General features: G+C 30.5%; 17 protein-coding genes and 5 tRNA genes. 2 read left to right on the top strand and 20 right to left on the bottom strand.

From position 1 onward, the window contains the following. Positions 1-35: 35 nt before the first annotated feature. From rplL to H2277_RS00555, 17 genes are all read right to left on the bottom strand, one after another. A complete protein-coding gene (gene rplL, locus H2277_RS00475; RefSeq protein ID WP_137624319.1) occupies positions 36-413 on the bottom strand; it encodes a 50S ribosomal protein L7/L12 in 378 nt (125 codons plus the stop codon). A gap of 12 nt (positions 414-425) precedes the next feature. Continuing rightward, entirely contained in the window at positions 426-905 is a 480-nt protein-coding gene (rplJ, locus tag H2277_RS00480; protein WP_337200458.1) for a 50S ribosomal protein L10, read from the bottom strand. 153 nt (positions 906-1,058) lie between these two features. Beyond that, positions 1,059-1,760, bottom strand: a complete 702-nt coding sequence (rplA, locus tag H2277_RS00485; protein ID WP_337200459.1) for a 50S ribosomal protein L1 — start codon at positions 1,758-1,760, stop codon at positions 1,059-1,061. A 59-nt stretch (positions 1,761-1,819) separates the two neighbouring features. Next, positions 1,820-2,245, bottom strand: a complete 426-nt coding sequence (gene rplK / locus H2277_RS00490) for a 50S ribosomal protein L11 (protein ID WP_002779452.1) — start codon at positions 2,243-2,245, stop codon at positions 1,820-1,822. Positions 2,246-2,265: 20 nt separating this feature from the next. Then, entirely contained in the window at positions 2,266-2,799 is a 534-nt protein-coding gene (gene nusG / locus H2277_RS00495) for a transcription termination/antitermination protein NusG (RefSeq protein WP_337200460.1), read from the bottom strand. 10 nt (positions 2,800-2,809) lie between these two features. Then, entirely contained in the window at positions 2,810-2,989 is a 180-nt protein-coding gene (gene secE / locus H2277_RS00500; RefSeq protein ID WP_337200461.1) for a preprotein translocase subunit SecE, read from the bottom strand. A gap of 17 nt (positions 2,990-3,006) precedes the next feature. Next, positions 3,007-3,082: transfer RNA gene (locus H2277_RS00505), tRNA-Trp, on the bottom strand. Between the two features lie 6 nt (positions 3,083-3,088). Further along, entirely contained in the window at positions 3,089-3,247 is a 159-nt protein-coding gene (rpmG, locus tag H2277_RS00510; RefSeq protein WP_137620925.1) for a 50S ribosomal protein L33, read from the bottom strand. A 53-nt stretch (positions 3,248-3,300) separates the two neighbouring features. Further along, positions 3,301-4,500 carry an elongation factor Tu gene (tuf, locus tag H2277_RS00515; RefSeq protein ID WP_137622495.1) on the bottom strand — a complete coding sequence of 400 codons (1,200 nt, stop codon included), beginning with the start codon at positions 4,498-4,500 and terminating at the stop codon, positions 3,301-3,303. A 71-nt stretch (positions 4,501-4,571) separates the two neighbouring features. Beyond that, a tRNA-Thr gene (locus H2277_RS00520) sits at positions 4,572-4,646 on the bottom strand. A gap of 88 nt (positions 4,647-4,734) precedes the next feature. Further along, positions 4,735-4,811: transfer RNA gene (locus tag H2277_RS00525), tRNA-Gly, on the bottom strand. Between the two features lie 6 nt (positions 4,812-4,817). Beyond that, positions 4,818-4,903, bottom strand: a tRNA-Tyr gene (locus H2277_RS00530). A 46-nt stretch (positions 4,904-4,949) separates the two neighbouring features. Beyond that, positions 4,950-5,025, bottom strand: a tRNA-Thr gene (locus H2277_RS00535). A gap of 132 nt (positions 5,026-5,157) precedes the next feature. Further along, positions 5,158-5,895: an amino acid ABC transporter ATP-binding protein gene (locus H2277_RS00540; protein ID WP_337200462.1), complete on the bottom strand. Its 738-nt coding sequence runs from the start codon at positions 5,893-5,895 to the stop codon at positions 5,158-5,160. A gap of 1 nt (position 5,896) precedes the next feature. After that, on the bottom strand, positions 5,897-6,553 hold the full coding sequence (locus H2277_RS00545; RefSeq protein WP_337200463.1) for an amino acid ABC transporter permease: 657 nt from the start codon (positions 6,551-6,553) through the stop codon (positions 5,897-5,899). Continuing rightward, entirely contained in the window at positions 6,546-7,247 is a 702-nt protein-coding gene (locus H2277_RS00550) for an amino acid ABC transporter permease (RefSeq protein ID WP_337200464.1), read from the bottom strand. Before H2277_RS00550 ends, H2277_RS00545 begins: the two co-directional genes overlap by 8 nt. A gap of 18 nt (positions 7,248-7,265) precedes the next feature. Continuing rightward, positions 7,266-7,865, bottom strand: a complete 600-nt coding sequence (locus H2277_RS00555; protein ID WP_337200465.1) for a Crp/Fnr family transcriptional regulator — start codon at positions 7,863-7,865, stop codon at positions 7,266-7,268. 78 nt (positions 7,866-7,943) lie between these two features. Between H2277_RS00555 and H2277_RS00560 the strand changes: the two genes are divergently transcribed. Further along, entirely contained in the window at positions 7,944-8,330 is a 387-nt protein-coding gene (locus H2277_RS00560) for a group III truncated hemoglobin (protein WP_337200466.1), read from the top strand. 17 nt (positions 8,331-8,347) lie between these two features. On the opposite strand, the gene recG is transcribed toward H2277_RS00560, so the two are convergent. Genes recG through H2277_RS00575 form a run of 3 tightly spaced genes read right to left on the bottom strand, consistent with a single transcriptional unit; the run spans position 8,348 to position 12,424 of the window. Then, the gene (gene recG / locus H2277_RS00565) at positions 8,348-10,168 is read right to left on the bottom strand and encodes an ATP-dependent DNA helicase RecG (protein ID WP_337200467.1); all 1,821 of its coding nucleotides are present in this window, start codon (positions 10,166-10,168) and stop codon (positions 8,348-8,350) included. Next, the gene (locus tag H2277_RS00570) at positions 10,158-11,378 is read right to left on the bottom strand and encodes a pitrilysin family protein (protein ID WP_337200468.1); all 1,221 of its coding nucleotides are present in this window, start codon (positions 11,376-11,378) and stop codon (positions 10,158-10,160) included. The genes recG and H2277_RS00570 overlap by 11 nt, the downstream gene beginning before the upstream one ends. After that, positions 11,378-12,424, bottom strand: coding sequence for a dehypoxanthine futalosine cyclase (locus H2277_RS00575; RefSeq protein ID WP_337200469.1), 1,047 nt, complete (start codon positions 12,422-12,424; stop codon positions 11,378-11,380). Before H2277_RS00575 ends, H2277_RS00570 begins: the two co-directional genes overlap by 1 nt. Before the next feature lie 76 nt (positions 12,425-12,500). On the opposite strand from H2277_RS00575, the gene H2277_RS00580 reads away from it, so the two are divergent. Beyond that, a complete protein-coding gene (locus H2277_RS00580; protein WP_337200470.1) occupies positions 12,501-13,730 on the top strand; it encodes an MFS transporter in 1,230 nt (409 codons plus the stop codon). The last annotated feature ends 7 nt before the right edge of the window (positions 13,731-13,737 follow it).

The raw sequence follows: 13,737 nt of genomic DNA on the forward strand, positions 1-13,737 counted from the left end.
ATCTTCTTAAACTAAATCCAATTTAAAAAATTAAATTATTTAAGTTCTACTTTAGCACCAGCTTCTTCAAGTTGTTTTTTAGCTTCTTCTGCCTCAGCTTTAGCTACACCTTCTTTTAAAGTTGAAGGAGTTTGCTCTACAGCATCTTTAGCTTCTTTAAGTCCAAGACCAGTTAAAGCTCTAACAATTTTAATTACTTCGATTTTTTTAGCACCACCGTCAGTTAAAACAATATCGAATTCTGTTTTTTCCTCAGCAGCTGCTGCACCGCCACCTGCTGCTGCACCGCCAGCTACCATTACCGGAGCAGCTGATACACCAAATTTTTCTTCGAATTCTTTTACAAGCTCAGAAAGCTCAAGAACACTTAAATTTGAAATATATTCTAATACATCTTCTTTTGAAATTGCCATTTTAAATCCTTTTTATTCAGTTTCTTTTTTATTTTTTAGCGCATTTAAACCAATAGTAAAGTTGGCAATTGGCGCTTTCCAAACTTGCAAAAGCATAGCAAGCAACTCATTACGTGAAGGCATTTTAGCTAAGGCTTTAACCTTAGCAACGTCTGCAACTTCACCATCAACAAAAGCAGTTTTAATTTGAAATTTTTCATTGTTTTCTTCAAATTTAGCAGCTACTTTTGAAACACTAAGTTGATCTTCTCCCCAAAGATAAATATTAGTATCTTTAAGAACTAGACCTATTTTTCCGGAATTGTTAAGAGCAATGTTAGCCAAAGTATTTTTAATAATTTGAACTTTTACATTATTTTCTCTTGCATTATTTCTAAGTTCTTCTAATTTCTTAGTAGATAAGCCTTTATAATCACAAACTATAATAGCTTCACTAGCTTTGAAATTTTCTTCGAGCTTAACAATAACTTCAACTTTTTCGCTTCTAGTCACATTTTCTCCTTTCCGATTGAGATTTCAAGTAGAGAGGAAATTTTCCAATTAAGCTTACGCCTCGACTATCTTCAATCTAAAATAAACATTTCAAAAAATTAACATTTTCTCAAATGTTTATTTCAAGAAAAATAAAGAGTTTTTTACAACTCTTTATTTCATATCAAGTAATTCTTGAACTTCAAGTTTTACTGATGGACTCATAGTTAAAGATAAAGCAGCGCTTTTAATATATCTACCTTTTGCTGCAGCTGGTTTATGTTTGTTAATAGCTTTTATAAAAGTTGAGACATTATCCCATAATTGCTCTTTAGAAAAACTTACTTTTCCAAGTCCTGCATGAATATTTCCTTGTTTATCAACTCTAAAATTTACCTGTCCACTTTTAGCATTATTTACAGCTTGCGCAACGTCCATAGTTACTGTTCCGGTTTTTGGATTTGGCATTAAACCTTTAGGACCTAAAATTCTACCTACTTTACCTACCAAGCCCATTAAATTTGGAGTCGCAATCAATACGTCAAAATTCATATTTCCTTTTTGAATTTCCTCAACTAAATCATCGCTTCCAACAATATCTGCTCCAGCATTTTTGGCTTCATCTGCTTTAGCATCTTTTGCAATAACAGCTACACGAACTTTTTTACCTGTTCCAGCAGGAAGTACAACAGATCCTCTTACCATTTGATCAGCGTGTCTTGGATCAACATTTAATTTTAAAGCGATTTCAACAGTTTCATCAAATTTTGCTGATTTTAACTCTTTAACTGTTTCTATTGCCTCATTAACACTGTAAATTTTATTTGTATCCACTTTCTCTAATATTTTTTTTAATCTTTTTACCATTTTAGCCATTTTTATACTCTCCGCATTTTTAAAGTGCTACCGCTTTTTACTTTAAGCGGTCAAAAGGATTAATCAACGATCTCAACACCCATAGAACGAGCTGAACCAGCAATAATTTTTGCTGCTTGATCTCTATCTTTAGTGTTTAAATCTGCAATTTTTTTATCAACAATTTCTAAAACTTGAGCACGAGTTAATTTACCCACTTTATTTTTCAAAGGATTATCTGTGCCTTTAGAAATACCAGCTGCTTTTTTGATTAAATCGGTAGCTGGCGGTTGTTTTGTAATAAAAGTAAAGCTCTTATCTGCATAAACTGTAATCACAACAGGAATATTAAAACCTGCCATATCCTTTGTTCTTTCATTAAAAGCTTTACAAAATTCCATAATATTAACACCTTGCTGACCTAAAGCAGGACCAACTGGTGGTGATGGGTTTGCTTTAGTGGCAGCAATTTGTAATTTAATTTCGCCTACAACTTTCTTAGCCATAACAATTCTCCTTAATAAATTTAAATTATTTTTTCAACTTGAGAATACAAAATCTCCACCGGAGTTGAACGTCCAAAAATAGAAACATTTAATTTTAATAAGCCTCTAACCATATCATATTCTTCTACAATAGCAGTAAAATTCGCAAATGGACCTTCAGTGATTCTTACATTTTCTCCTTCTTCAAAAGAAATTTTTGGTTTAGGAGCTGCGCGATTGTGAACTTTTTCTAAAATTAAATTGATATCTTTTTCTGTTAAAGGGGTTGGTTTTTTTGATTCCCCAATAAAACGTCCTACTTTTGGAAGAGATTGAATTCGATGCCAAAGTTCTGTATTTAAATCAAGATGTGCAAACACGTATCCTGAATACAAACTTCTTTCACTGATTTTTTCTTTTCCATTTTTAAATTCAATAACATCTTCTGTCGGAACGACTATTTCTTTTAGCCTGTCCTCAATACCATTATCTTTGACTAAATTTTCAATAGCTCTTTTTACAGCCATTTCGCTACCGGCATAAGTTTGAATTGCATACCATTTATAAGTATTCATCACTATCTCCTTATACAACCAAAGAAACAACGGACGACATAATCCAATCTACTAATGCCAAAAATACTGAAATAACCGCAACTACTATAAAAACAGTAATATAAGCATTTCGCACCTGTTCTTTTAAAGGAAAAATTACTTTCCTTAGTTCAGCCTTTGATAATTTAAAATAAGTTATTAATTTTTCCATTTATATAAACCTTAATATGGCAGGGCAAGAGGGATTCGAACCCCCAACCTGCGGATTTGGAATCCGATGCTCTACCGTTAGAGCTATTGCCCTAAGAGCTTAACTTTTTAATTTTACTTCTTTGTGAAGTGTATGCTTTTTTAATCTTGGACAATATTTTTTTAATTCTAACTTTTCAGTTGTATTTTTACTATTTTTATAAGTGCTATAATTGATATCACCACACTCTTCGCATTTTAAACCAATCTTAATTCTCATTTTTTTCCCTTAAAATAAAAGTCAAGTATAAAAACTTGACTTTCTTATAATATTTATTTAATTATTTTAGAAACAACACCAGAACCAACTGTTTTGCCACCTTCACGAATGGCAAAACGTGTTCCTTCTTCAAGAGCTACTGGAGCTATCAAGCTTACTGTAATTCTTACGTTTTCACCTGGCATAACCATTTCAACGCCATCTGCTAATTTAATAGAACCTGTAACGTCTGTTGTTCTTACATAGAATTGAGGTCTATAATTGTTAAAAAATGGAGTATGTCTACCACCTTCATCTTTATTTAAAATATAAACTTCAGCTTCAAAATCAGTATGAGGAGTAATTGATTTTGGTTTTGCAAGAACCATTCCACGAATAACTTCTTCTTTCTTAGTACCACGAAGAAGAACACCTACGTTATCTCCAGCTTCACCTTGATCCATTTCTTTTCTAAACATTTCAACACCAGTAACGGTAGTAGTTTGCGTATCTTTAATACCAACAATTTCAATAGTATCACCTACTTTAACCACACCTTTTTCAATTCTTCCAGTAACAACTGTACCACGTCCAGAAATTGAGAAAACATCTTCGATTGGCATTAAGAAATCTTTTTCAGTATCACGAGTTGGAGTTGGAATATAGCTATCAACCGCTGCCATTAGATCCAATACTTTTTTAGACCATTCACCATCTTGACCAGCTTTAGCTTCTTCAAGAGCTTTTAATGCAGAACCAGAAATAATTGGAGTATCATCCCCTGGGAAATCATAAGAACTTAACAATTCTCTAATTTCCATTTCAACCAACTCTAAAAGTTCAGCATCATCGACCATATCTGCTTTATTCATGAAAACAACTATATATGGAACACCAACTTGACGAGAAAGTAGAATATGTTCTCTAGTTTGTGGCATTGGACCATCTGCTGCAGAAACAACAAGAATCGCACCGTCCATTTGCGCAGCACCTGTAATCATGTTTTTAACATAGTCAGCGTGACCTGGACAGTCAACGTGTGCATAGTGACGATTTTCTGTTTCATATTCAATATGAGAAGTAGCAATGGTAATACCACGTTCTTTTTCTTCAGGAGCATTATCAATATTATCATAATCTTTAAGCTCTGCTAAGCCTCTTCTTGAAAGAACAGCAGAAATAGCAGCTGTCAAAGTAGTCTTACCGTGGTCAACGTGACCGATAGTACCTATATTTACGTGTGGCTTATTACGTGAAAATTTTTCTTTAGCCATTTTTTTCCTCCAATATAAAAAATAAATGTAAGCAAAACCAAGTCTATATTTATAATCTTTTCAATAAATAATGGAGCTCATAGCGGGAATTGAACCCGCGACCTCTCCCTTACCAAGGGAGTGCTCTACCTCTGAGCCATACGAGCGCTCAGAAAACCAATATAATACAGACAACTGAAAAAATTATGGGAATACACTGTAGTTATAATAAAAACACAGCTCCCAGTTAAACATTGGAGCGGGAAACGGGACTCGAACCCGCGACCCTCAGCTTGGAAGGCTGATGCTCTAGCCAACTGAGCTACTCCCGCAAAGCATGGTGGTGAGTCGTGGATTCGAACCACGGAAGGCGAAAGCCAGCAGATTTACAGTCTGCCCTCGTTGGCCACTTGAGTAACTCACCATTGTTACCATAAAAATATCTGGTCAAACACTGTTAAAAAATAAAATGGAGCTGGTTAAGGGACTTGAACCCCCGACCTGCTGCTTACAAGGCAGCTGCTCTACCAACTGAGCTAAACCAGCAAATCTTAAAATTCTAATTAAATATAGAACTAAAATTTTAAAAGACGAATTATATATTAAAAAAAACATTTTGTCAAGAAAATATTTATTAATTTAACCAGATATTCTCTAAAAAAGAATATTATCATAAAATTATTTATGATAATCAAACAAATTTAAAAATTTTTTCGCCCTTTCGCTTTTAGGATTTTCAAAAAAATCATGCGGATTATTCTCCTCGATCACTTCTCCATTATCCATAAAAACTATCTTATCGGCAACTGCTTTAGCAAAGCCCATTTCATGTGTAACAATTAACATAGTCATACCATCTTTAGCCAAATTTAACATCACTTCTAAAACTTCACGAACAATTTCAGGATCAAGCGCTGCTGTTACCTCATCAAAAAGCATGAGTTCTGGATTCATACAAAGGCTTCTTACTATGGCAATTCTTTGTTTTTGCCCTCCACTTAATTCTCTAGGAAAAGCGTCTAATTTATGAATTAGCCCTACTTTTTCAAGCCATATTTTAGCTTCTTTTAAAACCTCTTCTTTAGATCTTTTTTGTACTTTTAAAGGGCCTAAAAGTATATTGTCTTTAACACTTAAATGTTCAAATAGTTCATAAGATTGAAACACCATGCCTACTTTTTGACGAATCCTTGTCCAATCTTTAAAATTTTTATCGATTTTATCTTGGCCAATTTGTATAGTCCCATCTGCAATTTCTTCCAATCCATTAATACATCTTAAAAAAGTTGATTTTCCACAGCCGCTTGGACCTAAGATCACAACAACTTCTTTTTGTTTTACCTCTAAATTAATATTTTTTAAAACGTGATGAGTTCCATAATATTTTTGCAAATTTGTTACTTTTAAAATACTCATTTTAACTCCATTTTTTTTCTAATTTTCTAGAATATAACGTAATAGGATAACAAATTATAAAAAAAATAAAAAAAATAGAACCATAGATTATAAAAGGAGCCAAATCGTTTTTATTATTAAATTCAATAATTTGCTGCCCTACCTTTACAAGCTCCACGCTACCAATTAAATAAGCAAAAGTTGTGCTTTTTATCATACGAGTAAGCAAATTCATACTTACAGGAGTGAGACGACGAAAGGCTTGTGGAATAATAATATAAAAATACGCTTGAAATTTATTTAAACCTAAACTTTTAGCGCTTTCATATTGGTGTTTAGGAATACTTTGCAATGAAGATCTAACCAAATCCATCATTTCAAAACTTCCCCAAATGCTAAACACAATAATAGCTGAAGCTGTACTGCTTAAATTAACCCCAAGCCATCTTGAAAAACCAAAATATACTATAAAAAGCCAAACTAAAAGAGGCATAATTCTCACAAATTCTAAAATAAAACGGCATAAAATATAAATATAACGATTTTTAAAACTCATTAAAATACCCAAGAAAAGTCCAAAGAAAGATGTAATTATAATACTAATTATGGAAATTTCAAGCGTAACAAATAAACCTTGCCAAAGACGATTTAAAGTATCTAAATTTAATAAATTAAGCATTTGAAAGCCTTTTTTCCACAAAAAATAATATCAAAGAAATCGGTAAAATAATGCATAAATATCCTATAAACAAAAGAAATAGAAGCTCATCTGTTTTATAGGTTAGAGAATTTAGATCTTTCATAGCTGTAACCAAATCAGGCAGGGCTATAATACTCACCACTGAGGTTTCTTTGATAAGAAAAATAATATTTGCACTAATACTTGATATTGAAATGGCAAGTATTTGAGGTAAAATAACATAACGAAAATTTCCCAATTTTGTAAAGCCTAAAGAAAGCCCTGCTTCAAATTGCTGTTTTCTAATAGCCTCAAACCCGGATCTAAAACTCTCAGCCATATAAGATCCACCTAAAAAACTAAGACCGACAATCGCACAAGCAAAAGCTGGACGCAAAGTTTCACCAACACTCAAACAAATCAAATTTAAAGGAGGAATTTTTTCTAGATGAATGCCAAATTTAGGTAAGGCATAATAAAGAAAAAAAAGTTGTATCAATAAAGGAGTGTTTCGAGATAATTCTATATAAATTTTACAAATTTGTTCTATAAATTTAACTCTAAAATAGCTTATTAAAATACAAAATAATCCTATAATTACGGAAAAAACTATACCAAAAAAGCTTAATTTCAAGGTAAGCCAACCAGCTATTGCAAATACGTTTAAATGTTCAATTATAAAATTTAAATCCATATTTTTTTATCCTTAATTTTACCAAACTTCATCCAAGAGTGCTTTTTTATTTATAATTTCAATTTTACCTCTTTTTGTGTCAATTAGTTTAGCCAGCTTTAATTCTTTTAATATTCTAGATAAAGACTGCACTCTTACGTTTAAATCTATCGCTATTTGTTTTTGGAGAATTGTATCTAATTTTTTTTCATTTTCCAAAATATATTTTAGCAATTTTGTTTTTAAATCTAAAGAATTTTGCAATATCTTTTTTTCCAAAATTTTTATCTTATTTAATAAAGAACTAATCAGTATTAAGTTAAATTCATTATTATTACACAAATTTTCAAACTCAATAAAATTAATTTCTAATATTTTACTCTCTTCCTCACAAATAGCATTCGCTGGATAATTTAGTCTTTTAAAAGCTGGCATTTCTGCAATAAAATCAAAAGGTTTAAAATAATGCAAAGTAATTTCTTTTTCACCTTTAGCACATTTATAAACCCGTATTTTTCCCTGCAATAAAATAAAAAAATTTTTTGCCAATTCTCCTTCATAAAATAAAATATTATTTTTTTGCATTTTTCTTGTTTTTCCTATTTTATATAAATATTTTAATAAATTTTTATTCTTCATTTTTAACCTATGTTAAATAAAATTCTCCTATTTTTTGTTATATTAATCTTATAAAATTAATATCGGAGAAAATCAATCATGAAATCAAATACTATTACCCAAGAAAATATAAAAATACTTATGGAAATATTTTACGAAAAAATAAGAAAAGATGAAAAATTGGGATCTATTTTTAACAATGCCATAGGAACAAGTGACAAACAATGGGAAGAACATAAAATAAAAATAGGAAATTTTTGGTCAGGTATTCTTTTGGGCAAGGGTGATTACAATGGGCAACCTTTAAAAAAACATCTCGAATTACCTTCTTTTCCTGAAGAATTTTTTGAAATTTGGTTAAAACTTTTTGAAGAAAGCTTGGATAAAATTTATAATGAGGAAATGAAAAATGTGATTTTACAACGAGCGCAGATGATAGCCTCTCATTTTAAAAATATGCTTTATCGATATAAAGCGTCTCATTGATCAGTGTCATTAAAAAATTAAATTTTTATTTTCTTTAAATCTTCTTTTGCTTGTTTTAAAATCTCTTCATCTTTAGAAAAATCAAAAAATTTAAATTCATTTCCATGCTGAAAAAAACCATCAAGCAAATCTCCACTCAAGCGATTTTTAAGATCAAGTTCTGCGATTTTAAAACCATCTAAAGTGTTTGCAAATTCTTTTAAACGCATAGGAATTTCTTTAAGTTTTGTATAGAGATAACAACTACTTTTAAGTCCTACTCTTCCAACCCTTCCTCTAAGTTGATGCAAGGTGGCAAGTCCTAAACGCTCTGCTCCAACTATTACAATAGTGCTTAATCTTGGCAAAGAAATTCCAACTTCTACGACGGTGGTACTTAATAAAATATTTCCTTCATCGCGAAAACGCTTTAAAATTTCATCCTTTTGCTTATCTTTTCCGTGAGTTACAAAAACTTTTTCATAATGACTTTGCCAGTATTCACTAGCTTGCTCTAAAGAAAGATAAGGAATTTTATCGCTTGGATTAACCAAAGGATAAATAATAATAATTTGATGATTTTGCGCAATTTCTTCTTTTATCTTTTCATTTAATTTTGAAAAATCTTCATTTTGTATGCAAAAAGTAGAAATATCTTTTTTAAAAGGCATTTGTTTAACAAAGCTAAATTGTAAAAATTCTGATTGTATCATGCTTAAAGTTCTTGGAATAGGTGTTGCTGAAAATTGTATGAAATGTGGCGCAAAATCTTTTTTGTTTAAAGCGTAAATTTTTTGTCTTTGAGCAGAACCAAAACGATGTTGCTCATCAATCATCACTAAAACAGCCTCATGATTTTTTAAATGTATTAAAGCGTGAGTGCCTATAATCAGATTAGCACTCTGTAATTTTTGCGCTAAATCTTTTTCTTTTTTACCTCCTTTAATAAACAAAATATTTATAAAATCAGGTAAAAGTTTTTTTGCTTCCTCATAAAGCTGATTCGCAAGTATGCTAGTTGGCGCCATTAAAATAGCTTGTTTTGGATAAACCATTAAAGCAGCTCCTAATAAAATCAAGGTTTTTCCGCATCCAACATCACCCATAATAACCCGTCTTTTAGCCTCTCTTGAATTTAGATCTTGCTCTATATCCTTTAAAGCTTTAATTTGATCTTGAGTGGGTGAAAAAGGAAGACCATCAAGCCAATTGTCAATATTCAAAACATTAATTTTATAAGATTTATAACTAGTTTTTTTTGCCCTTAACCGTCTTAAAAAATTAAAAATTTCAATATATTTTAAATCATTTAGAAAAAATCCCAAATTTTGAAACATCGCAAAACTTTTTTCATCATAAGCATGCAAATTTAAAAGAAAATTGATGTATTTATCATCTATTTCGCTTTCTTTTAAATTTTCAAAAGTAAGATACTTTGCCATGAATTCTTGAATTTTCAAATCCCTTATGCCTGCAATTTGGTATTTTGGAATAAAACCTTGAAAAGAATTTAAAATTTTAGGATTATTGAATTGCCAAAAATTATTAAAAAGAGTGAGTTTGGCATTAAAAATGACTTCTTTTCCTGTTTTTAAAATTTTATGATGCCAAGGTCTTGGATGAAAAAAAACAAAAGAAATATTTTTATTCCACTCTTTGCAAAATCCTGTGCCAAAAAGTTGATTTTTATTGTAATTTACGTTTTTTAAAATAATTTTTTGAGTGCAAATTTCATTTTCTTTAGGGAATTTGCTTGAATTTAAATTTTCAATCTTTTTAGGTAAAATAAGCGCCAAATCAATAGCGCTTTTTATTTTTAACTTTTTAAAAAGTTCAAAATCGTTTTCTTTAATTTTCATTTTGAATACTAGCAAAACTCATATTTAATATCTCTTTATGCTGTTTGATATAAGCATCGATTTCTTCAAGTTTTACCTTTTGTATCAAATTTAATTCTTTTTTATAATATCCCTGCTCTAACCCTTGATAATACTCATTAAAAGCTATAGCTAAACGCTTAGAAAGACTTTCATAACGCAAAGGAGAAGAACTTATGATGAAATTTTTAGCTTGAAGAAGTTCGTTTTCATTGATACCATGTTGTAAAAAATCTTTAAAGAGTTCTTTGATAATTTTTTTTGCTTGTGCAGCACTTTCATTCTTGGTTTGCAAATATCCAAAAATTCTAGAAAAAGATAATTTAACATCTAACATAGCATAAGCTGAATAAGCCAAACCTCTTTTTACGCGAATTTCTTCCATAATTCTTGAGCCAAATCCACCTTGACCCAAAACAAATAAAGCAATTTTAGCTAGATGAATATCTTTATCATCGAGGTTTAAATACAATGGAGTGGCAAAATAAATATAAGCTTGCTCGCTTTCTTTTCGGATTAAAATTTTATCTTTATTTTTTTTACAAAGCTCATATTTTTTGTTTTTATTTATTTCTCCTTTATGAAGCTTTTCAAACAAATCATTTAAAAAATCTTTCGCCTCTTTTTCTTCAATATCTCCACCTATAACACATACTAAATTACTTAAATGAATATTCTTTTTGTGGTAGCGATGTAATGATTCTAAAGTGATTTTTTCTATACTTTTTTCATCTCCATCATTAGGGCTTTGAAATTCTGAATATTCAAAAACTTCAGCATTGAGTAAATTTTTTGCCAAATAATCAAAATCGCTTTTTTTACTTGCTAATTCTCCCAAAACATTAATTTTTATTTTTTTTAAAATTTTTTCTTCTATTCTAGGATTTAACAATAATCGTTCAATTTGATGCATTGCAAATTTAAAATGTTCTTTCAAGCAAGAAAGATTGATTTCTAAACTCTCAAAACCACTGTTTGCTTCTAGGCTAATAGCTCTAAATTCCAACTCTTTAAAAAATTGATCATCAACGCCTTCGTTTAAAATACGAGAAAACATTTTTGCAAGTCCGGCAATTTCATCATAACTTCGCCCACAATTTTGAAAAACAAGCTTTAAAACAACGATGGGTAAATCTTGATTTTTTTCAAAGATAAAAGGAATTTTTACCCCTTTGCTTTCTAAATATTGCATTAAAATTTCTCCAAAATTTCATAAGCTGTGTTACGTTTTGCAGGATTTTCACCTAAACTTCTAATTAATCTTATCATTTCATCTTGATTCATTCTATAACTTGCACCCGCAGCACTCACTACATTTTCTTCCATCATAGTCGAACCTAAATCATTAGCGCCAAACTTTAAAGCGAGTTGACCTATTAAAGAACCTTGAGTCACCCAAGAACTTTGTAAATTTTTAAAATTATCCAAATAAAGCCTTGAAAGCGCTAAGAGCCTAAGATATTTGTTAGAACTTTGTTTCATTATTTCAGGATGTTTTTGAATTAAAAGAGTATTTTCGCTTTGAAAACTCCACAAAATAAAAGCCCTAAATCCTCCAGTTTCATCTTGAAGTGCTCTTAAATGCTCTAAATGATCTATAATTTCTTCATCATTTTCAACCGTTCCAAACATCATAGTAGCGGTACTTTTCATCCCAATTTTATGAGCTTGACGATGCACATCCAACCAAGTTTTAGTATCGCATTTATTTGGCGCTATTATATCGCGCACTCGATCACTTAAAACCTCAGCCCCTGCACCAGGTATAGAAAATAAACCTTTTTGCTGCAATCTTTGCAACACTTCTGCTATGGAAATTTTAGACGCTTTGGCAATATAAGCAATTTCAACTGCAGAAAAACCATGTATAGTAATATTTGGATAATGCTCTTTAATCCAAGAAACAAGTTCTTCATACCATTCGATTTTAAGTTTTGGATGTACTCCACCTTGAAAAAGAATTTGAGTTCCACCTATGGCCTCTAATTCTTCTATTTTTTTACCAATTTCTTCAAAGCTTAAAATATAAGCGTCATCTTCTTTGTGATGACGATAAAACGCACAAAAAGAACAATCAATACAACAAACATTAGTATAATTTATATTTCTATCAACTACAAAGGTAGTAATTTTTTCAGGATGAAGTTCTATTTTTTTTTGATAAGCCATTTCTCCAAGCTCAACCAAACTCGCATTTTTCAATAAATCTAAAGCTTCTGTTTTATTTAATCTTTTCAAAATATTTGTCCTTAATGCATTAAAATTTTTAAAATATTATAGCATTTAAAATATAAATTGTGCTATAGTTTCATTTATGAATTACTTTGATTTACTGAAAAACAATAAGACAATTAGAATTCTGGCTTCGGTTCAATTTATAGTTTATTTTGGTGCTTGGTTTTCGCAAACAGGCGTTTTTACCTTGCTTGTTAACCTTAATGCTCCTACTTGGGCAACCTCAACAAGTGCTATGCTCGCCTTTCTACCTGGAGTTTTGCTTGCCCCTATTAATGGGGTTATAGTTGAGAGAAATAAACCTAAAAAGCTTTTATTGAGCATGATAAGTATTGAATTTATTTCTATTTTTTGTCTTACTTTTGTAACAAACCTTAGCATGCTCTGGCTTTTATTTATTCTAATCTTTATTAGATTGTGTGTTGCCTCTATTTATTTTCAAACCGAAATGAGTCTTCTTGCTAAAATTCTAAACACGCAAGAATTAAAACTTGCTAATGAAATGCATAGTGTTATTTGGGCAGTTTCTTATACAGCTGGGATGGCAAGTGCTGGAATTTTCATTTATTTCTTTGGAATAAAAACCGCCTTTTTATTTGACTGTTTTCTTATTATGAGTGGCTTTTTAATTTTAACAAGACTTGATATTCCCAAAATTAAGCAAAAAAATCAAGATAATTTCTCTTTGATGATTAAAGAGGGGTTTAATTACATTTTAAAAAATAAAATCATACTTCATCTTATATTGCTTCATGCTTTTATAGGACTAACGGCTTATGAAACTTTAGTAGCTTTGCTCGCTCAACATCAATACCAAGAATCTTTATCCACTATTAAAGATTTTTTTTTCGCCAATAAAGAAGTTTTATCCGCTGCTTTGGTGATTGGCTTTTTAAATGCCGTGCGCGCTTGTTCTTTGGCATTAGGGCCTGTAATTTTAAGCAAATTTATCAACAATAAAACCTTATTTTATCTATATTTAGGACAGGCATTTGGGATTATATTATGGGCTTTAACTCAATTTAATTTTTATATCTCTTTTTTAGGGCTAATTGCTGCAGGTTTTTTCACTTCTTCGCTTTGGGCTTATACCTATACCATGATACAAAAAAACTGCGATAAGGTTTATTATGGAAGGGTGATTGCCTATACTGATATGGTTTATCTTAGCTTTAGTGCTATTATTTCTCAACTGATGGGATTTTTATTTGAATTAAATTTAAGTTTAAGAATGATCACTTTTCTTCTTGGAACTTTATTTATTTTTGCGGCTTTTTATTGGAAGTGGTTTGAAAAAAAATATCTGTAAATTTTAA

Origin of the sequence: Campylobacter sp. W0014, assembly GCF_020135975.1 — a bacterium.
Classification (GTDB): Bacteria; Campylobacterota; Campylobacteria; order Campylobacterales; family Campylobacteraceae; genus Campylobacter_D.